At 71.4% G+C, this 19,065-nt stretch carries 14 protein-coding genes and 1 pseudogene; 3 read left to right on the forward strand and 12 right to left on the reverse strand.

From position 1 onward, the window contains the following. Together IE172_RS19515 and IE172_RS19520 are read right to left on the reverse strand one after the other, a co-directional pair. Positions 1-161 (reverse strand): annotated as a pseudogene (locus tag IE172_RS19515) (NUDIX hydrolase); the annotation flags it as partial. A 137-nt stretch (positions 162-298) separates the two neighbouring features. Next, a complete protein-coding gene (locus IE172_RS19520) occupies positions 299-1,381 on the reverse strand; it encodes an ADP-ribosylglycohydrolase family protein (protein ID WP_190098525.1) in 1,083 nt (360 codons plus the stop codon). A gap of 146 nt (positions 1,382-1,527) precedes the next feature. On the opposite strand from IE172_RS19520, the gene IE172_RS19525 reads away from it, so the two are divergent. Together IE172_RS19525 and IE172_RS19530 are read left to right on the forward strand one after the other, a co-directional pair. Next, positions 1,528-2,733, forward strand: coding sequence for a glycerate kinase (locus tag IE172_RS19525; protein ID WP_229886199.1), 1,206 nt, complete (start codon positions 1,528-1,530; stop codon positions 2,731-2,733). Between the two features lie 206 nt (positions 2,734-2,939). Further along, on the forward strand, positions 2,940-6,533 hold the full coding sequence (locus tag IE172_RS19530; protein ID WP_190098527.1) for an NACHT domain-containing protein: 3,594 nt from the start codon (positions 2,940-2,942) through the stop codon (positions 6,531-6,533). A gap of 85 nt (positions 6,534-6,618) precedes the next feature. Here IE172_RS19530 and pssA read toward each other — a convergent pair whose 3' ends face one another. The 9 genes from pssA to IE172_RS19575 all read right to left on the reverse strand — a co-directional run bounded on the left by pssA (position 6,619) and on the right by IE172_RS19575 (position 17,536). Further along, positions 6,619-7,437 carry a CDP-diacylglycerol--serine O-phosphatidyltransferase gene (gene pssA, locus IE172_RS19535; protein WP_189559904.1) on the reverse strand — a complete coding sequence of 273 codons (819 nt, stop codon included), beginning with the start codon at positions 7,435-7,437 and terminating at the stop codon, positions 6,619-6,621. A 22-nt stretch (positions 7,438-7,459) separates the two neighbouring features. Beyond that, positions 7,460-8,116: a phosphatidylserine decarboxylase gene (locus tag IE172_RS19540; RefSeq protein ID WP_190098528.1), complete on the reverse strand. Its 657-nt coding sequence runs from the start codon at positions 8,114-8,116 to the stop codon at positions 7,460-7,462. Positions 8,117-8,286: 170 nt separating this feature from the next. Beyond that, positions 8,287-9,492 (reverse strand): acyl-CoA dehydrogenase family protein, encoded by a 1,206-nt coding sequence (locus IE172_RS19545; RefSeq protein ID WP_190098529.1) that lies wholly within the window; start codon positions 9,490-9,492, stop codon positions 8,287-8,289. A 3-nt stretch (positions 9,493-9,495) separates the two neighbouring features. Next, complete coding sequence (locus tag IE172_RS19550; RefSeq protein WP_123972516.1) at positions 9,496-10,008, reverse strand: MaoC family dehydratase; 513 nt, start codon at positions 10,006-10,008, stop codon at positions 9,496-9,498. Positions 10,009-10,013: 5 nt separating this feature from the next. Continuing rightward, on the reverse strand, positions 10,014-10,976 hold the full coding sequence (locus tag IE172_RS19555; protein ID WP_190098530.1) for an HpcH/HpaI aldolase/citrate lyase family protein: 963 nt from the start codon (positions 10,974-10,976) through the stop codon (positions 10,014-10,016). Then, positions 10,973-13,000 (reverse strand): protein meaA, encoded by a 2,028-nt coding sequence (locus tag IE172_RS19560; RefSeq protein ID WP_190098531.1) that lies wholly within the window; start codon positions 12,998-13,000, stop codon positions 10,973-10,975. Before IE172_RS19560 ends, IE172_RS19555 begins: the two co-directional genes overlap by 4 nt. A gap of 10 nt (positions 13,001-13,010) precedes the next feature. After that, positions 13,011-14,354 carry a crotonyl-CoA carboxylase/reductase gene (gene ccrA, locus IE172_RS19565; RefSeq protein ID WP_190098532.1) on the reverse strand — a complete coding sequence of 448 codons (1,344 nt, stop codon included), beginning with the start codon at positions 14,352-14,354 and terminating at the stop codon, positions 13,011-13,013. Positions 14,355-14,754: 400 nt separating this feature from the next. Then, positions 14,755-15,567, reverse strand: coding sequence for a TetR family transcriptional regulator (locus IE172_RS19570; RefSeq protein ID WP_229886201.1), 813 nt, complete (start codon positions 15,565-15,567; stop codon positions 14,755-14,757). Positions 15,568-15,730: 163 nt separating this feature from the next. Further along, positions 15,731-17,536 (reverse strand): 3-hydroxyacyl-CoA dehydrogenase family protein, encoded by a 1,806-nt coding sequence (locus tag IE172_RS19575; RefSeq protein WP_190098534.1) that lies wholly within the window; start codon positions 17,534-17,536, stop codon positions 15,731-15,733. 354 nt (positions 17,537-17,890) lie between these two features. Here IE172_RS19575 and IE172_RS19580 point away from each other — a divergent pair, with 354 nt between their 5' ends. After that, on the forward strand, positions 17,891-18,499 hold the full coding sequence (locus IE172_RS19580; RefSeq protein WP_190098535.1) for an adenylosuccinate lyase: 609 nt from the start codon (positions 17,891-17,893) through the stop codon (positions 18,497-18,499). Between the two features lie 44 nt (positions 18,500-18,543). Here the strand turns inward: IE172_RS19580 and IE172_RS19585 are convergent, their stop codons facing one another. Continuing rightward, positions 18,544-19,047 carry a GNAT family N-acetyltransferase gene (locus IE172_RS19585; protein WP_190098536.1) on the reverse strand — a complete coding sequence of 168 codons (504 nt, stop codon included), beginning with the start codon at positions 19,045-19,047 and terminating at the stop codon, positions 18,544-18,546. Positions 19,048-19,065 lie beyond the last annotated feature (18 nt).

Raw genomic sequence — 19,065 nt, forward strand, 5'->3', positions numbered from 1 at the left:
CCCTCCTGGTAGTTGGGCTCGACGAGCAGCACCCGGCCCTCCCGGTCCCGGAAGAGGGCGGCGGCGCCGGCGAGGACACGGGGGAGTGAGGCGATATAGGCGTCGTGGTCCTGAGCGCCTGGAGTGTCCTGAGCGCCCTGAGTGTCCTGGATGGTGGTCATGCGGGGAAGGGTAGTGGCGGCGCCGGACCTCCTCGCGGGAACGGCGGACCGGTTCACCGGGCGCACCACAGCACACGCCGTCCCACGACCGGCACGGGCGGCGCACGCGCCGGGGGCACGGGCGCCCGCCCCGTCGGTCAGACCTCCGCCCGCGCCAGCCGCAGCGTCCGTTCGGCCAGCGCGCTGACGCGTACCCCGTCGAAGCCGAAGACGGCGCTGCGGACCGTGTCCTGGAGGGGGTCCTTCCAGCGGGCCGGGATCGCCGGGGCACCGCACATCACGCCGGCGACGGAGCCCGCCGTCGCCCCGTTGGAGTCGGTGTCCAGGCCGCCGCGCACCGTCAGGGCGACGGTGCGGGTGAAGTCGCCGTCGCCGTACAGCAGACCGGCGGTCAGCACGGCCGCGTTCGGGACCGTGTGGATCCAGCCGAGGCCGGACGTCTCCTCCTCCAGCGTGGCGAGCGTGTCCTCCCAGGCCAGCCCCGCCCCGTGCAGCGAGGCCACCCGGCGCACGGTGCGGGCGAGGCGGCTGCCCGCCGGGATCACCGCCAGTGCCTCGTCCAGCGCGTGCCGCACCGTGGGCGCCGTGAACGCCGCCGCGATCAGCGCCGCCGCCCACATCGCGCCGTACACACCGTTGCCGGTGTGGGACAGCACCGCGTCCCTGCGCGCCAGCGAGGCGGCGCGGCGGGGGGCGCCCGGCGAGGTCCAGCCGTGGACGTCGGCCCGGATGAGGGCGCCGATCCACTCCTGGTACGGGTTGTCGTACGTGGCCGTCAGCGGGGGCTTCAGCCCGTTCGCGAGGTTCCGGTACGCCGCCCGTTCCGCCGTGAACGTCTGCAGGTACGGCAGCCGCAGCAGCCACAGGTCCCCCACCTGCTCGGTGCTGAACGCGAACCCGTGGGTCTCCAGCAGGTGCAGACCGAGGATCGCGTAGTCGATGTCGTCGTCCCGGCAGCTGCCCCGGACACGGCCGCGGACGCAGGCCCGCCACTCGGGGCGCAGGTCCCGCGCCTCGCTCTCGGACGGCGGCTCGGGCAGGTAATCGGTGAGGGGGAGGGCGTCGGCACGACGCAGGTAGCGGTCGATGCGTTCCCGCGTCCACACCTCGCCCTGCTCGACCGGCTTGCCGAGCATGTTGCCCGCGATCCGGCCCAGCCAGCCTCCCAGGACGCGGTCGGCGAGTCCTGACTCCGTGCGCACAGCGGTCGTCGCGGTCATGCAACCGGTGTACCCGATTCCGCGCGGTCCGCTCCGGTCCACGGGCTGGTCAGGGCATGGCGGCGGCCCGTTCCCGCCGGTTAGGGTCACAGCGGAGCGACGGGCCCCGGCACGGGCGCGGGGCCCGCGGAGCGAGGGGAACGCAAGTGGCGGACGCTGCAGGGAGCGGCACTCGTACGGCGCGGTCGGCACCACGGGTGCTCGTCGCCGCGGACAAGTTCAAGGGGTCGCTGACGGCCGTCGAGGTCGCCGGCCGGGTGACGGCCGGACTGCGCCGGGTCGTACCGGACCTGGTCGTGGAGGCGCTGCCGGTGGCCGACGGCGGCGACGGCACGGTGGCCGCGGCGGTGGCGGCCGGATTCGAGCGGCGCGAGGTACGCGTCACCGGACCCGTCGGGGAGCCGGTGACCGCGGCGTACGCGCTGCGGGACGGCACCGCCGTCGTGGAAATGGCGGAGGCCAGCGGGCTGCAGCGGCTGCCGCAGGGTGTGCTCGCGCCGCTCACGGCGTCGACGTACGGCTCCGGGGAGCTGCTGCGGGCCGCCATGGACGCGGGCGCGCGGACCATCGTGTTCGGAGTGGGCGGCAGCGCCACCACCGACGGCGGTGCGGGCATGCTGTCGGCGCTGGGGGCACGGTTCCTGACGGCCGGGGGCGAACCGGTGGGGCCGGGAGGCGGAGGGCTGGCCGAGCTGGCGTCCGCCGATCTGTCCGGCCTCGACCCGCGTCTGGGGTCGGTCGAGTTGGTCCTGGCCAGTGATGTCGACAATCCGCTGACCGGTCCGAAGGGCGCGCCGGCGGTGTACGGCCCGCAGAAGGGCGCGTCACCGCGGGACGTGGAGGTGCTGGACGCGGCGCTGGCGCACTTCGTGAAGGTGCTGGAGGCCGTCGTCGGGCCGCGGGCGGCCGATCACGCGGCGTCGCCCGGCGCGGGAGCGGCGGGCGGCATCGGGTTCGGGGCGCTGCTGCTGGGCGCCGCGTTCCGGCCGGGCATCGCCGTCATGCTGGACGTGCTGGGTTTCGCGCCGGCGCTGGAGCGGGCCGACCTGGTGATCACCGGGGAGGGCTCGCTGGACGAGCAGACCCTGCACGGGAAGGCCCCCGCGGGCGTCGCCGCCGTGGCCCGCGCCGCCGGCAAGGAGGTCGTCGCGGTGTGCGGACGGCTGGCGCTGCCGCCGGACGTGCTGGGACGGGCGGGCATCCGGCGGGCGTACGCCCTGACGGACCTCGAGCCGGACGTAGCCCGGTGCATCGCCGACGCGGGACCGATCCTGGAACGCACGGCCGAGCGCATCGCCCTCGACGTCCTCGGCCGGCACGGAGCGGGTCCGGCGGCCGCCGGCCGGACCTGACGCCGCCTCACCAGCCGTTCCGGTCCCGGCCCGAGCCCTCCGCCGGGACCGTGTTGCGATCCCCCGCAGCGGTGGTTTAGTGGAAATGAAGGCTCACGTGCGGGCGGACGTCGGGGGCGTCCTCGCCGGCACGGAGCGGCGTCACCACTGAGATTTCCGCGTTCCGTGACGTCTCGCCGAAAGGCGCAGCACGGAGGGAACCACGCATGCCCACCAAGGTCATCCGAAACCCGGAGGGCAGGGAACGGCCGCGGGACACCGCCTGGTACACGCTCCACCCCAGACGGTGGCTGACGCGCACCGGGCAGGCGGTGGGCAGGCGGTGGCGCTCCGTCAGGACCGGCAGGGAGGCGCGCCGGAGCATCGTCCCCAACCGCAGCTGGCACCCGTGGCGGGTGTCCCTCGGCAGGCTCCTGCGCGCCTTCGCCTTCCTCGGGACGGCGATGCTGCTCACCTATGTGGCGCTGGCGGCGTACGACTCCTCCCAGAACGAGAAGTCGTGGTTCCACGGGGTGCGGGGCGCCGCGTGGTTCAACACCTTCGTGACCTTCGTGAGCCCCGTGATGACCGGGGCGTTCCTGCTGGCCGTCTTCCTCCTGTTCTGGTACCACAAGGCCAAGAGGCCGCTGATAAGGAAGGCACGCACGCGACCGCACGACCTGGTCCCCACGGCCGGGACCCTCGTCGACCGGATCGTCGGCCGCCGCGAACTGGCCCAGGTGATGGCCCAGACGCTGCGCAACCGCAAGACACGCAGGCCCTACCTGCTCGTCGGCGGGGTCGGCGTCGGCAAGACGGCCGTCCTCGTGGAACTCACCCGCATGCTGGCGCAGCAGTCCGCCGTGCCCGTGCCCGTGCGCCTGCGCGACATGGACGGGGACGGAGAGCTCGACTTCGAGAAGATGGGACGGCGCCGCTTCGCCGAGGAGGCCGACCAGGGCGTGCTCGCCAGCGGCAACATCGACAAGGCGTGGCGGCAACTGCGGCTGGACGACAAGGCCGTGATCATCGCCGACGGTCTGGAGGAGGCACTCCTGGACGAGCAGTACCGGGAGGACCGCGACAACATCATCCGGCGGGCGATAGAGCGGGCGGACCGTCAGCACCTGCCCCTGGTCATCGCCTCGCGCCCGCACGCACCGCTGGAGGGCACCAGGGCCGCGATCACCGACCTGGAACCGCTCAGCGAGGAGGCGGCCCTGGAGTACCTGGTCCGGGAACCGGGCCAGGGGGACGAACGCCGGCTCGACTGGGTGGTGGAGACCGCCGAGGTCTCCGACTCGCCCATCTATCTGCGCATCGCCCGGCTGCTGCAACAGCGCGGACTGCTGGAGCACCTGACGCTCCGCAAGGTCGACGGCCACCTGAACACGCGCAGCAACGACTGCTCGACCATCAGGCTGTGGCTCCTGGACACCTACCGCCGGGCCCTGGAGGACGGCCTCATCTGCGACAAGCTGGTGATGGACCGCGAGGAGCGCCGTGAGACGCTCTGGGTCGTCTCGGCACTGGCCTGCCTGGGACTGCTGCAGGACAGCCTGGAGGTGTCGTTCGACGACTTCGTCGGCGCCCACCTGAACGACCTGCGCGAGCGCCGGGAGACCGGGGAGCGGCCGGCCGGGTCTCCCGCCTGCAACTGGCAGGACGCCGTCCGAGCCGTCGTCTGCCCGGCCCAGCGCGACGCCCTGTGGGACGTACTGGCCCGGAAGGTCCACGAGTCGTCGTCCTGGGGCAACCCGCTGGACTACCCCACCGAGTGCTACACCGAGCTGGCGCGCTACGCCGCCAACGGACAGCTCCTCGGGCTGGTGAAGGGCTTCGAGAACAAGGTCCGGTTCCCCCACAGCATCGTCCAGGCCTATCTGGGGCACCGTCTGCTGACCGAGGTGGAGGACGAACGGTTCGCCGACGTCGTCGAACCGGCCCTGCACGCCCCCGGCCCGTCCCGCGAACTGCTCATCGCCCTGGTGCTGCTGTCCCGCCACCGGGCGGCGTCCGCCGCCACCCGGCAGGGCGCCGGGCGGACACGACCCGGGCAGCCTCCCCCGGACGGGAACACACCACCGGGGCCCGCCGAACTGCTCAGCGCGGCCGCCGCGACGCGGCACGACGCGAAGTACTTCGACCTGTACGCCGCGGCTCTGGAGATCGACAGCGTGGACCCGGCGCCGCTCCAGGACGATCTGGCCCGGGACCTGGACGAACAGTGGGCGAACCTGGAGATCAGGGGCGACCAGCGGACCGTGGAGGACGCGAAACTGGGGCTGGTGCGGCGCTTCGGCGCCGCGATGCGCGAACGGGACCGCCGGCGGAGGGAGGGCGGCCCGCGCCCGGAGGGGGACACACCGCCGCCGCTCCCTTACGAGCGGCTGTTCAGGATCGGCACGCACGAGTCGTCCCACGCCGTGCGTACCGCGATCGCGCAGCAGATGGCCGCCGGCGGCGACGCGTCCTTCCAGGCCGTGCGGCAGTTGTTCCCCCTCGACACCGACCCGGTGCACCAGTACCTGGAGGGGACCCGCGAGGCCAAGCGGAAGCTGAACCGCGACTACACCGCCTGGCTCGCGGAGGCGGACACCGGCCACGCCGCCGACCCGAGGGCGGTGGAACGCAGGGAGAAGGAACAAGCACGCTTCGTGCGGGAGCACGAGCGGCGCCGCACCACTCAGTGGCGTCAGTTCGCCCTGCGGGCCTGGCTCGTCCCCATGTACCTCGGTTCCGTCTCCGAGAAGTACCGCGACGAGGCGAAGGAGCGGCTGGACCTCTGGCTGCGGCACCTGACCACCACCGGCGGGCCCGGCGCCGTGCCGCCGGCCCCGGGCGAGCCGGACCTGCCGCTGTCCATGGAGAACGCCATGGCCCAGGGTTTCAAGAACGCGGCGAACCGGCGGAGGCGCCATCCGGACGTCTACGAGGAGACCCGGGCCCACCTGACGAAGCAGGCCGAGCGGATGCTGGTCTCCAGCCGCTCCTGGTACTCGCAGCTCAGTCTGCTCCACGCGCTGTGCCTGTGGGAGCTGCCCGACACCGTCGGGCGCACGGACGCCCCCGCGGCGCCCGCCGCGTCCGTCGAACCCGTGCGGGCGGTCACCCGCTGGCTGTCGATCGCCGGGACCGCCCGAGCCGGGGAGCGCGACGGACACGGCGCCGGCGGCAGGATGCTCCACCCCTTCGTCGCCGAGGCCGGCGATCTGGTGACCCTGGCGCTGGAGACGGGCCACCCGGAGCAGTTCCTCTGGATCGACGAGCACGGAGCCATCGACAACATCGGCTCCACCCCGGCGGACCCGGAGCGCTACCGCAAGCACAACCTGTGGATCGCCCCGTCGTCCGGCTGGACCAGCCTGCACCCACGGGCCCAGCGGCTTCTCGCCGACGTCCTGATCATGCGCAACCTCACCGAGCGGGAGGGCAACCCGGACGACATCGAGGAGCGCCTGGAGCTCGCGAACAAGAACACCCTTCCGCCGTGTCTCACCCACGACCGCGGCCCGCTCCACCCGGAGCGGAGCGTGGGCCGGGTCGACCGGGACGAGCCGGGCTCCACCTGCCTGCCGACCTGCACCTTCCGGCTGTGCCCGTACCCGCCCAAGGCGAGGAGGGCGCAGAAGGAGATCGAGGAGCCCTTCTGCCGGCAGCAGCAGGCCCTGCTGCACAGCCGTCACCGCTGGCACCTGCCGGCCCTCACCCGGCGCACGGCGCCGTGGGTGGGCATCCCGGTGCGGGAGCTGCACGCCTTCTGGGAGGTGATGGCCCACCGCAAGCGCAAGACCCCCGCGGAGGACGAGCAGATCCTGTGAGGCGCGGTCACCGAAGGGCGCGCGGCACAAAAAGGAGGGGCCCCGGACCCGACCCGGGTCCGGGGCCCCTCAGGACCGACCGGCGTCACGGCAGCTGCGCCGCCCTCGCCTCTCTGCGGTTGTCGCGGAAGTTGTTCACCCGGCGCGCCGTGGCGAACAGCGGGATCACCGCGCCCATCACCAGCTGGAGCGCGCAGCCCGTCTGCAGCAGCAGCTGGCCGCTCGGCGCGTCGAACGCCCAGGCCGCCAGCAGCCCCATCGACAGCACGATCCAGGAGAGCATGGCCACCGCGAGGCGGCCCCGCGGCTTCGGGTACTCCACCCGGCTCACCATCAGCCAGGCCGTGCCCAGGATCGCCAGCAGCGTCGCCACGAACGGCAGCTCCAGCAGCACGATGGACACCACCGTCAGCGCTCCGAAGGGTGACGGCATGCCCTGGAAGGTGCCGTCCTTCACCGTGACGCAGGAGAACCGCGCCAGCCTCAGCACCACCGCCAGCAGCACCACGATCGCCCCGACCGCGGCCACTCTCTGGTGCGCGTCGTCCGCGACCATGCCGTAGACCAGGACGAAGTAGGCCGGCGCCAGACCGAAGCTGATCAGGTCCGAGAGGTTGTCCAGCTCCGCGCCCATCGGCGAGGAGCGCAGCTTGCGCGCCACCAGGCCGTCGAAGAGGTCGAAGACCGCCGCGCACAGCATCAGGATCACGGCGGTGGCCGCGCTGTGGCGGGCCATGCCGGTCTCCTGGCTGCCCTGGAGGTGCGGGATCAGGATGCCGGTGGTGGTGAAGTACACCGCCATGAAGCCACAGGTGGCGTTGCCCAGGGTGAGGGTGTCCGCTATCGACAGGCGGAGCGAGAGGGGCATCTCCTCCTCGTCGTCCGCCTCGTCGGCCTCGGGCACCCAGCCGGCCTGTGTCTCCGGATCAACCACGGTCAATGCGAGTCACCCCAGCCACGGTCTTCTGACCCACTTCGACGTCGACCTCCACGCCCTCGGGCAGGTAGATGTCGACGCGGGAACCGAAGCGGATCAGACCGATGCGCTCGCCCTGCTCGACCTTGGTGCCCCGGGGCACGTACGGGACGATGCGGCGGGCGACCGCGCCGGCGATCTGGATCATCTCGATGTCGCCGAGCTCGGTGTCGAAGTGCCACACCACGCGCTCGTTGTTCTCGCTCTCCTTGTTGAAGGCGGGAACGAAGCCACCGGGGATGTGCTCGACGGACGTCACCGTGCCGGCCAGCGGGGCGCGGTTCACGTGGACGTTGAGCGGGCTCATGAAGATCGCGACGCGGGTGCGCCCGTCCTTCCACGGCATGATGCTCTGCACCACACCGTCGGCGGGCGAGATGACCCGGCCCTGGGCGATCTCGCGCTCGGGGTCGCGGAAGAACCACAGCATCCCCGCCGCCAGGGCGGTGGCGGGGACGGCGACGGCCTTCGCGGCACCCGAGCGGCGGGCGCGGAGCAGACTGACGGCTGCGGTGGCGACGGTCGGCAGGAGCCACGGCGAGGCTCCGCGCGCGAGGCGTACGCCGGCGAGGCTGTCGCGAGGTGCAGAGGTTTGGCTGTGGGGCATGGATGACCTTCGTAGCGGATGATGCCGCGCAACTGCGGGGGACGGCGGCTTTCCGGCGATCGTAGCGGCTCCGGGCCGCAACTGGGTAAGCCAGGCAACCAAGTCGACGCCTGAGGAGTGCATACGGGGTGTGATCCTCTTCTCCAAGAAAACACCCCGTACCCGGACATCTAGCCCTGGAATCGATACTCTTCGAGCAGTCGACGGCCAATGATCATTTTCTGGATCTCGGCGGTGCCTTCACCGATCAGCAGCATCGGGGCCTCCCGGTAGAGGCGCTCGATCTCGTACTCCTTGGAGAAGCCGTAGCCGCCGTGGATCCGGAAGGCGTCCTCCACGACCTCCTTGCAGTACTCGGAGGCGAGGTACTTCGCCATCCCCGCTTCGAGGTCGTTACGTTCTCCGGAGTCCTTTTTGCGCGCTGCGTTCACCATCATGGCATGAGCGGCCTCCACCTTGGTAGCCATCTCCGCCAGCTTGAACTGGATGGCCTGGTGCTGGGCGATCGCCTTGCCGAAAGTGTGACGCTGCTGGGCGTACCGGACGCCGAGCTCGAAGGCACGCTGAGCGACGCCGCAGCCACGGGCCGCGACATTGACACGGCCCACCTCGACGCCGTCCATCATTTGGTAAAAACCCCGGCCGGTGACGCCGCCGAGCACCCGGTCGGCGGGAATCCGCAGGCCGTCCATGATGAGCTCGGTGGTGTCGACACCCTTGTAGCCCATCTTGTCGATCTTGCCGGGGATGGTCAGGCCGGGGCGGACCTCACCGAAGCCCGGCTCCTTCTCCACCAGGAAGGTCGTCATCGACTTGTGCGGCGCCGTGCCCTCGGGGTGACCCTCGTCACTCCGCACCAGAACGGCCACCAGCGACGACGTCCCGCCGTTCGTCAGCCACATCTTCTGGCCGTTCAGGACGTACTCCTCGCCGTCCCTCACCGCCTTCGACGTGATCGCCGACACATCCGAGCCGAGGGCCGGCTCCGACATCGAGAAGGCGCCGCGGATGTCGCCGGCCGCCATGCGGGGCAGGAAGTGGTCCTTCTGCTCCTGCGTGCCGTGCTGCTTGAGCATGTAGGCCACGATGAAGTGCGTGTTGATGATGCCGGACACCGACATCCAGCCGCGGGCGATCTCCTCCACGCACAGCGCGTAGGTGAGGAGGGACTCGCCCAGGCCCCCGTACTCCTCGGGAATCATCAGGCCGAACAGGCCCAATTCCTTCAGCCCGTCGACGATCTGCTGCGGGTACTCGTCGCGGTGCTCCAGCTCGGTCGCGACCGGGATGATCTCCTTGTCCACGAAGTCCCGGACGGTGGAGAGGATCTCCTGCTGGACGTCGGTCAGACCGGCGGTCTGGGCGAGACGGGCCATCGCTTACTTCCCCTGTTCCTTCAGCTCGGGGCGGCCGGGCTGCTCGCCGCCGCGCTCCTTGATGTACGTCTCGGTCGGCACCATCACCTTGCGCCGGAACACGCAGACCAGCGTGCCGTCCTGCTTGTAGCCCTTGGTCTCGACGTACACGATCCCGCGGTCGTTCTTCGACTTCGACGGCCACTTGTCGAGCACGGTCGTCTGCCCGTAGACCGTGTCGCCGTGGAAGGTCGGTGCCACGTGCTTCAGCGACTCGATCTCCAGGTTGGCGATCGCCTTGCCGGAGATGTCCGGCACGGACATGCCGAGCAGCAGCGAGTAGATGTAGTTCCCCACGACGACGTTCTTGCCGAAGTCCGTCGTCTTCTCCGCATAGTTCGTGTCCATGTGGAGCGGGTGGTGGTTCATGGTGAGGAGACAGAACAGGTGGTCGTCGTACTCGGTGACCGTCTTCCCCGGCCAGTGCTTGTACGTCGCCCCGACCTCGAACTCCTCGTAGGTGCGTCCGAACTGCATGACGGTCAGGCCTCCGGGATCTCGAACGTCGACGTGCGGCGCATGCCGGCCGCACGCCCCTTGCCCGCGATGACCAGGGCCATCTTGCGGCTGGCCTCGTCGATCATCTCGTCGCCGAGCATCGCGGAGCCCTTCTTGCCGCCCGCCTCGGACGTGTAGTAGTCGTACGCGTCCAGGATCAGCTCCGCGTGGTCGTAGTCCTCCTGCGAGGGGGAGAAGACCTCGTTGGCGGCGTCGACCTGGCCGGGGTGCAGCACCCACTTGCCGTCGAAGCCGAGTGCGGCGGCGCGGCCGGCCACCTCGCGGAAGCCGTCCACGTTGCGGATCTGCAGGTAGGGGCCGTCGATCGCCTGGAGGTTGTTGGCGCGGGCGGCCATCAGGATCTTCATCAGGATGTAGTGGTAGGCGTCCGCCGGGTAGCCGGGCGGCTGCTCGCCCACGACCAGCGACTTCATGTTGATGGACGCCATGAAGTCGGCCGGGCCGAAGATGATGGTCTCGATGCGCGGGGAGGCCTGGGCGATCTCGTTGACGTTGTTGAGGCCCTGCGCGTTCTCGATCTGCGCCTCGATGCCGATCCGGCCGACCTCGAAGCCCATGGTCTTCTCGATCTGGGTCAGCAGGAGGTCCAGGGCGACGACCTGCTGGGCGTCCTGCACCTTCGGCAGCATGATGCAGTCGAGGTTCGGGCCCGCGCCCTCGACGACCGTCACGACGTCCCGGTACGTCCACTCGGTGGTCCAGTCGTTGACGCGCACCACGCGGGTCTTGCCGGTCCAGTCGCCCTCGTTGAGGAACTTCACGATGGTGTGCCGCGCCTCGGGCTTGGCGAGCGGGGCGCAGGCGTCCTCGAGGTCCAGGAAGACCTGGTCCGCCGGGAGGCCCTGGGCCTTCTCCAGGAAGCGCGGGTTGCTTCCCGGGACCGCCAGACAGGAGCGGCGGGGGCGAAGGCGATCGACGGTTGTCATGCGGGGACCTCCAGGGGGTCGAGCTTGTTCGCGGTGCGGATCTCGTCGACGATGCGGCCGATGATCCCGGTGATGTCGAAGTCCTTCGGGGTGAAGACCGCGGCCACTCCGGCGGCCCGCAGCTCTTCGGCGTCACCGCTGGGGATGATGCCACCGGCGATCACGGGAATGTCCGTGGCGCCGGCCACACGGAGCCGTTCGAGTACGTCCGGCACCAGCTGGGCGTGCGATCCGGAGAGGATCGACAGGCCCACCGCGTGGACGTCCTCCGCCAGCGCGGCGTCCACGATCTGCTCCGGGGTGAGCCGGATGCCCTGGTAGACCACCTCGAACCCGGCGTCGCGGGCCCGCACGGCGATCTGCTCGGCGCCGTTGGAGTGCCCGTCCAGGCCCGGCTTGCCGACCAGGAAGCGGAGCTTGCCGACGCCCAGGTCCTTCGCCGTCAGTTCCACCTTGTGGCGGACCGCCGACAGGGCCGAGCCCTCCTCGGCGGCGACCGCCACCGGGGCGGAGGAGACACCGGTCGGTGCGCGGAACTCGCCGAACACCTCGCGCAGCGCCCCGGCCCACTCGCCGGTCGTGACGCCGGCCCGGGCGCACTCCAGGGTGGCCTCCATGAGGTTGTCGGTGCCGCGGGCGGCCTCCTTCAGCTTCTCCAGCGCCTTGCAGGGGCGCGGGTGGTTGAAGGGCGGCTGGTAGCGGCTGTCGCGCCAGTCGCGCAGCGAGGCGACGACCCGGGCCTCCACCGCGGGGTCGACCGTCTGGATCGCGGTGTCCAGGTCGGCGGTCAGCGGGTTCGGCTCGGTGCCCTGGAAGGCGTTGACCCCGATGATCTTCTCCTGGCCGGACTCGATCCGGGCCCGGCGCTCGGCGTGCGAGGAGACCAGCTGGGACTTGAGGTAGCCGGACTCGACGGCGGCCATCGCGCCGCCCATCTCCTGGATCCGCTCGATCTCCGCGAGCGAGTCCGTGACCAGCTGCTCCACCTTCGCCTCGATCACCTTCGAGCCCTCGAAGATGTCGTCGTACTCCAGCAGGTCGCTCTCGTACGCCAGGACCTGCTGGATGCGCAGGGACCACTGCTGGTCCCAGGGGCGGGGCAGGCCCAGGGCCTCGTTCCAGGCCGGCAGCTGCACGGCGCGGGCGCGGGCGTCCTTGGAGAGGGTGACGGCCAGCATCTCCAGCACGATCCGCTGGACGTTGTTCTCCGGCTGCGCCTCGGTCAGGCCGAGGGAGTTGACCTGGACGCCGTAGCGGAAGCGCCGGTGCTTGGGGTCCTCGATGCCGTACCGCTCGCGGGTGATGCGGTCCCAGATGCGGCCGAAGGCGCGCATCTTGCACATCTCCTCGACGAAGCGGACGCCCGCGTTGACGAAGAAGGAGATGCGGCCGACCACGTCGCCCATGCGCTCCTGCGGCACCTGGCCGCTGTCGCGCACCGCGTCGAGCACGGCGACGGCGGTGGACATCGCGTACGCGATCTCCTGCACCGGTGTGGCCCCGGCCTCCTGCAGGTGGTAGCTGCAGATGTTGATCGGGTTCCACTTCGGGATGTGGGAGACCGTGTACGCGATCATGTCCGTCGTCAGGCGGAGCGACGGTCCCGGCGGGAACACGTGCGTGCCCCGGGACAGGTACTCCTTGACGATGTCGTTCTGGGTCGTGCCCTGGAGCGCGGTGACGTCCGCGCCCTGCTCCTCGGCGACGACCTGGTAGAGCGCCAGCAGCCACATGGCGGTGGCGTTGATCGTCATCGAGGTGTTCATCTGCTCCAGGGGGATGTCCTGGAACAGCCGGCGCATGTCACCGAGGTGGGCGACCGGCACTCCGACCCGGCCGACCTCGCCGCGGGCGAGGACGTGGTCGGAGTCGTAGCCGGTCTGGGTCGGCAGGTCGAACGCGACCGACAGACCCGTCTGTCCCTTGGCGAGGTTGCGCCGGTACAGCTCGTTGGACGCCTCGGCCGTCGAGTGGCCGGCGTACGTCCGCATGAGCCACGGACGGTCCTTCTGGCGCTCTGTCATGTCCCGGCCCTCAGATGTTCCGGAAGCGGTTGATGGCGTCGATGTGCCGGGCGCGCTTCTCGTGGTCGCGCACGCCCAGGCCCTCCTCGGGCGCCATGCACAGCACGCCGACCTTGCCCTGGTGCAGGTTGCGGTGGACGTCGTAGGCGGCCTGGCCGGTGTCCTCCAGGGCGTACGTCCTGGAGAGCGTCGGGTGGATCTTGCCCTTGGCGATGAGGCGGTTGGCCTCCCAGGCCTCGCGGTAGTTGGCGAAGTGGGAGCCGATGATGCGCTTCAGGGACATCCACAGGTAGCGGTTGTCGTACTCGTGCATGTAGCCCGAGGTCGAGGCGCAGGTGGTGATGGTGCCGCCCTTGCGGGTGACGAAGACCGAGGCGCCGAAGGTCTCGCGGCCGGGGTGCTCGAAGACGATGTCGATGTCCTCGCCGCCGGTGAGTTCGCGGATGCGCTTGCCGAAGCGCTTCCACTCCTTGGGGTTCTGGGTGTTCTCGTCCTTCCAGAACTTGTAGTCCTCGGCGTTGCGGTCGATGATCGCCTCGGCGCCCATCGACCGGCAGATGTCCGCCTTCTGGTCGCTGGAGACGACGCAGACCGGGTTGGCGCCGCCGGCCAGCGCGAACTGCGTGGCGTACGAACCCAGTCCGCCGCTCGCGCCCCAGATGAGGACGTTGTCGCCCTGCTTCATGCCGGCGCCGTTACGGGAGACCAGCTGGCGGTAGGCGGTGGAGTTGACCAGGCCGGGGGCGGCCGCCTCCTCCCAGCTCAGGTGGTCCGGCTTCGGCATCAGCTGGTTGGACTTCACCAGCGCGATCTCCGCCAGGCCGCCGAAGTTGGTCTCGAAGCCCCAGATGCGCTGCTCGGGGTCGAGCATCGTGTCGTTGTGGCCGTCGCTGGACTCCAGCTCGACCGACAGGCAGTGGGCGACGACCTCGTCACCGGGCCGCCAGGCGTTGACGCCCGGTCCGGTGCGCAGCACGACGCCGGCGAGGTCGGAGCCGATGATGTGGTAGGGCAGGTCGTGGCGCTTGGTGAGCTCGCTGAGCCGGCCGTAGCGCTCCAGGAAGCCGAAGGTGGACATCGGCTCGAAGATCGAGGTCCACACCGAGTTGTAGTTGACCGAGGAGGCCATGACGGCCACCAGGGCCTCGCCCGGGCCGAGCTCGGGCAGCGGCACGTCGTCGAGGTGGATCGACTTGCGGGGGTCCTTGTCGCGGGTCTCGAGGCCCGCGAACATCTCCGTCTCGTCCTTGTGCACGGTGATCGCGCGGTACGACTCGGGGAGCTGCAGGGCGGCGAAGTCCTCCGACGTGGAGTCGGGCGACTGGATCGCGGCCAGGATGTCCTTGACGGTCACGGTGTTGCCTCCGGCGATGAGCGCCCCGGGGGAGGGGCGCTGAGGGTTACGTCGGTGTGCTGCTGAGGGTCGGGGGGTGCCGTCGGTTCGGCGGTGGTGCTTCGGCAGCGCGTGGTGTGCGCGGGAGGGTGCCTGTGACGCAGGCGTCCGGACGTGCGGGCGGTGGGCCCGCCGGGACTCGCCCGGACTCCTTCAACGTATGGCACGCCGTGTCATCCGGCAAGGCACCGAGTGCCAGAACATTGGCTCAGGTGAAACTTTTACCCATCAGATGAGCGATGATCGATCGAACGGCCCCTCATGCGGCTCCTAAAAGGGCCCCTGACATGGCAAAACGGCCACCCGGTGGGGTGGCCGTCGTCACAGCGGTCAGGGGCGGTTCGCAGCTCCCGGGGGCGGTTCAGCGTTCCTTGAGCGCCTGCTCGATGGTCCGCATCACCTCGTCCAGCGGCGCGTCCACGTGCGCGACGGTCACCAGGACCTCGCCCTGCGCGGACGCCGCGGCGGCCGGCGGCTTCGGGGGCGCGGCGCGCCGGCCCGCCATGATGCCGCTGCCGAAGGTCTTGCGGACGATCGCGAAGGCGTGGTCCAGCTGGCTCTCCACATCGCCCTGGCCGCCGGCCCTGAGCCAGCGCCGCAGCACGTGGTTGTGCGCGGTGACGACGGCCGACGCGGCGACCTCCGCGAGCAGCGGGTCGTCGTTGGCGTCGTCGTCGTGCGCGTGCTCGTCGAAGTGGCCGAGCAGATAGCGGGTGAAGAGCCGCTCGTAGCGGGCCACCGACGCGATCTCGGCCTCCCGCAGGGTGGGTACCTCGCGCGTCAGCTTGTAGCGGGCCACCGAGATCTCCGGCCGGGCCGCGTACATCTTCATGACCTCTTTGATGCCCCGGCACACCGTGTCCAGCGGATGCTCGTGCGCGGGGGCGGCGTTGAGCACCGCCTCGGCGCGCACCAGGGTGTCGTCGTGGTCGGGGAAGATCGCCTCTTCCTTGGAACGGAAGTGGCGGAAGAAGGTGCGGCGGGCGACCCCGGCGGCGGCCGCGATCTCGTCGACGGTGGTGGCCTCGTACCCCTTCGTCGCGAACAGCTCCATCGCGGCGGCCGCCAGCTCCCGGCGCATTTTCAGCCGCTGGGCTGCGGCACGGGAGCCCGCGGTGCTCTCCGGCGGCTCGGTCGTGGCTGGCGTACGTGCGGACTTGGCGGGCTGGGACATGCCCTGAACGTACTGCATGTGCGCAGCTCGATGCGCGTGAGAAGGGCTTCCCCCGCCCTCGGCGGGCGGGGGAGGGGCGTCGCGGGCGGGCGGCGCGAACCGGTCGGGGTCGAGCAGCCCGCCCCACTGCGCGCCGCCCTCGAACCGGTCGCCGCGGCGCGCCTCAGCGCTTGGCATATTCGCGGAAGCCACGGCCGGTCTTGCGGCCGAGGCAGCCCGCGGCCACCAGGTGCTCCAGCAGGGGCGCGGGTGCGAGGCCCGGGTCCCGGAACTCGCGGTGCAGCACCTTCTCGATGGCGAGCGAGACGTCGAGCCCGACGACGTCCAGCAGCTCGAACGGGCCCATCGGGTAGCCGCCGCCCAGCTTCATCGCGGCGTCGATGTCGTCGAGGGACGCGTAGTGCTCCTGCACCATCTTGATCGCGTTGTTGAGGTACGGGAACAGCAGGGCGTTCACGATGAACCCGGCCCGGTCACCGCAGTCCACGGCGTGCTTGCGGATGGTGCCGCACACCTCGCGCACGGTGGCGTGGACGTCGTCGGCGGTCAGCACCGTACGCACCACCTCGACCAGCTTCATGGCCGGAGCGGGGTTGAAGAAGTGCATGCCGATCACGTCCTGCGGACGCGAGGTGGCACGGGCGCAGGCGACGACCGGGAGCGAGGAGGTGGTGGTGGCGAGCACCGCGCCCGGCTTGCAGACCTTGTCCAGCGTCCCGAACAGCTGCCGCTTGACCTCCAGGTCCTCGGCCACCGCCTCCAGCGCGAGGTCCACGTCGGCGAAGTCGTCGTAGGTGCCCGTCGCACGGACCCGCTCCAGGGTCAGCGCGGCCGCCTCGGCGGTCATCCGGCCCTTGTCCACCGAGCGCGCCAGCGACTTCCCGATGCGGGCCTTGGCGGCAGCCGCCTTCTCCTCGCTGCGGGCGGCCAGGACCACCTCGTAGCCCGCCTTGGCGAACACCTCGGCGATCCCCGAGGCCATGGTGCCCGAACCCGCGACCCCCACCGAGCGCACGGTGCGCCCCGCGGCCGCGGAGGCGTCCTCGCGCGGGGTGAGCGCGTCGGCCACGACCGTCCCGCTGCCCGGCGCGTCGTAGGTGTAGAAGCCGCGCCCCGCCTTGCGGCCGGTCAGGCCCGCCTCGCTGAGCTGCTTGAGGACGGGGGCGGGGGCGTGCAGCCGGTCCCGGGACTCCGTGTACATGGCCTCCAGGACGGTGCGCGCGGTGTCGATGCCGATCAGGTCGAGCAGCGCCAGCGGGCCCATGGGCAGACCGCAGCCCAGCCGCATCGCGGCGTCGATGTCCTCGCGGGAGGCGTAGTTGGCCTCGTACATCGCGGCGGCCTGGTTGAGGTAGCCGAACAGCAGGCCGTCGGCGACGAATCCGGGCCGGTCGCCGACCGCCACGGGCTCCTTGCCCAGGTCCAGGGCGAGGTCGGTGACGGCGGTGACGGCCGCGGGGGAGGTGAGCACGCTGGAGACGACCTCGACCAGCTTCATCGCCGGTGCCGGGTTGAAGAAGTGCATGCCCAGCACCCGCTCGGGGCGGGCGGAGTCGGCGGCGAGCCGGGTGACGGACAGGGCGTTGGTGCCCGTCGCCAGGATCGTCTCCGGCCGCACCACCGCGTCGAGTTCACGGAAGATCTGCTGCTTGACGTCGTACGACTCCGGGGCCACCTCGATCACCAGGTCGGCGTCGGCCGCGGCGGCGAGGTCGGTGGAGGTGGTGACGCGGGCGAGGAGCACGTCGCGCTGCTGTGCGGTGAGCCGGCCGCGCTCTACGGCGCGGGCGGTCGAGGCCTCCAGGCCGGCGACGCACTTCGCCGTCCGGGCCTCGCTGATGTCGATGCCGACGACGTCGCGGCCGGCCGCGGCCAGGACCTCGGCGATGCCGGTGCCCATCGTGCCGAGGCCGACCACGGCGACGGTCCGCAGCGGGGACAGAGGGGTGTCGGAGAGGGGAGTGGCCATCGCGGGACTCCAGGAATGAGGGTGACGACGGGAGACACGCCCGGGTGCGCCGAGAGGCGCACCGGGAACGTGCGGGGATGCGGGTGCCGACCGGGCTGCGAGCGCACACGCCCGGCGCCGCCGAGAAGCGGCTGTTGGATCCGACCGGCCCTGTCCCGGGGCCGAGCCGTACTGCGGTACACGGGGTACCGAACCGACTGCGACTCACTGCGGCCGCGTCACCAGACCGCCGTGAGGAGGGTCGCGAGTGGGTAACTCGCTCGTCTGAGCTTAACCGGCGGGTAACGAGCGCGCCAGCCCCCGGGTTTGTGATGTACGTCCCGCGTACCCCGCGAGGCCCCTAACCTCGGAGGCATGGACGAAGAGTCGCGATCGCTCACGGAACGCTTACGGGCGGAGTCGGGCGGATCGGCCGCGTACGACCGCCTGCTGGCCACCGACGACCCCGACGCCCTCGCCGGCGTCCTCACCGCGCCCGGACAGCCGCTGTGGGCACGGGAACTGGCCGCGTTCCGGCTGGGACTGGCCGGGGACCGGCGGGCGTTCGAGGCACTCGTCCTCCTCCTCAACCACCGGGACCCGCCGCGCTGCGCCTCCGCCGCCCACGCCCTCGCCCGCCTCGGCGACCCGCGCACCGCCCGGGCCGCCGCCGCCCTCGCCACCAACGAACTCCGCGTCGCCTACGCCCTGCACCCGGTCCGCCTGCTGGCCGCACTGCGCGCCCCCGAGGCGGTGCCGGCCCTGATCACGACCCTGCGCCGCAGGCTGCGCCCCCAGGACCCCTACCGCCGGGTCGCCCTCGCCTGCGTGGAAGGACTGGGCGAACTCGGCGACCCCCGTGCCGAATCCGTCCTGGAGGAAGCCCTCGCCCACCCGGCGCTGGCCGAGGCGGCGGTCCACGCCCTGTCCCGCATCCCCCGCCAGGGCGGCGCCGCCCGCGGCCGCACCCCCGGACGGCGGTAGCCGGCCCCTGCCGTCGCCCGCCGGGCCCGCGCGGCCCCGCGTCGTCAGCCGGTGAGGTCCTTCGCGTACCGGACCTCGGGTACCACGATCCCGGCCACCTCGAACGGTTCCCCGGCGCCGTCCGGGGCGAAGCCCGCGCGCTCGTAGAAGCGGCGGGCGCGGGTGTTCCGTTCCAGGACCCACAGGTACATGCGCCGGTGGCCGGCGGCGGCGCAGCGGCGGGAGGCCTCGGTCAGCAGGGCCCGTCCCACGCCCTGGCCGATGCGCTCGGGCAGCAGGTACAGGGCGTACAGCTCGGCGTCCGGGGTACGTGCATCGCCGTCCCGGTAGGGGCCGGACGCGGCCCACCCGGCGAGTTCGCCGCCCGCGGTCTCGGCGACCACATCGGCCACGTCGCCGTCGCCGGCCGACAGGCGCGCGCGATGCCGCTCGGCGTCCGCCGCGACGTCCATGCCGTCGAGGTACGACTGCGGGACGAGACCCCGGTACGCGTGCTGCCACCCGCGGGTCCGGATCGCGGCGACGGCCTCGCAGTCGTCGGCGGTCATGGGCCGCAACCGGAGCCC

It is taken from the genome of Streptomyces griseoflavus, assembly GCF_014649995.1.
In the GTDB taxonomy this organism is placed as follows: Bacteria; Actinomycetota; Actinomycetes; order Streptomycetales; family Streptomycetaceae; genus Streptomyces; species Streptomyces griseoflavus.

What these genes read in the sequence shown, in the direction of transcription:
- IE172_RS19520 (WP_190098525.1), bottom strand. Translation starts at nt 1,381, where the DNA reads ATGACCGCGACGACCGCTGTGCGCACGGAGTCAGGACTCGCCGACCGC.
- IE172_RS19530 (WP_190098527.1), top strand. Translation starts at nt 2,940, where the DNA reads ATGCCCACCAAGGTCATCCGAAACCCGGAGGGCAGGGAACGGCCGCGG.
- IE172_RS19540 (WP_190098528.1), bottom strand. Translation starts at nt 8,116, where the DNA reads ATGCCCCACAGCCAAACCTCTGCACCTCGCGACAGCCTCGCCGGCGTA.
- IE172_RS19545 (WP_190098529.1), bottom strand. Translation starts at nt 9,492, where the DNA reads ATGGCCCGTCTCGCCCAGACCGCCGGTCTGACCGACGTCCAGCAGGAG.
- IE172_RS19550 (WP_123972516.1), bottom strand. Translation starts at nt 10,008, where the DNA reads ATGCAGTTCGGACGCACCTACGAGGAGTTCGAGGTCGGGGCGACGTAC.
- IE172_RS19555 (WP_190098530.1), bottom strand. Translation starts at nt 10,976, where the DNA reads ATGACAACCGTCGATCGCCTTCGCCCCCGCCGCTCCTGTCTGGCGGTC.
- IE172_RS19560 (WP_190098531.1), bottom strand. Translation starts at nt 13,000, where the DNA reads ATGACAGAGCGCCAGAAGGACCGTCCGTGGCTCATGCGGACGTACGCC.
- IE172_RS19570 (WP_229886201.1), bottom strand. Translation starts at nt 15,567, where the DNA reads ATGTCCCAGCCCGCCAAGTCCGCACGTACGCCAGCCACGACCGAGCCG.
- IE172_RS19575 (WP_190098534.1), bottom strand. Translation starts at nt 17,536, where the DNA reads ATGGCCACTCCCCTCTCCGACACCCCTCTGTCCCCGCTGCGGACCGTC.
- IE172_RS19580 (WP_190098535.1), top strand. Translation starts at nt 17,891, where the DNA reads ATGGACGAAGAGTCGCGATCGCTCACGGAACGCTTACGGGCGGAGTCG.
- IE172_RS19585 (WP_190098536.1), bottom strand. Translation starts at nt 19,047, where the DNA reads ATGACCGCCGACGACTGCGAGGCCGTCGCCGCGATCCGGACCCGCGGG.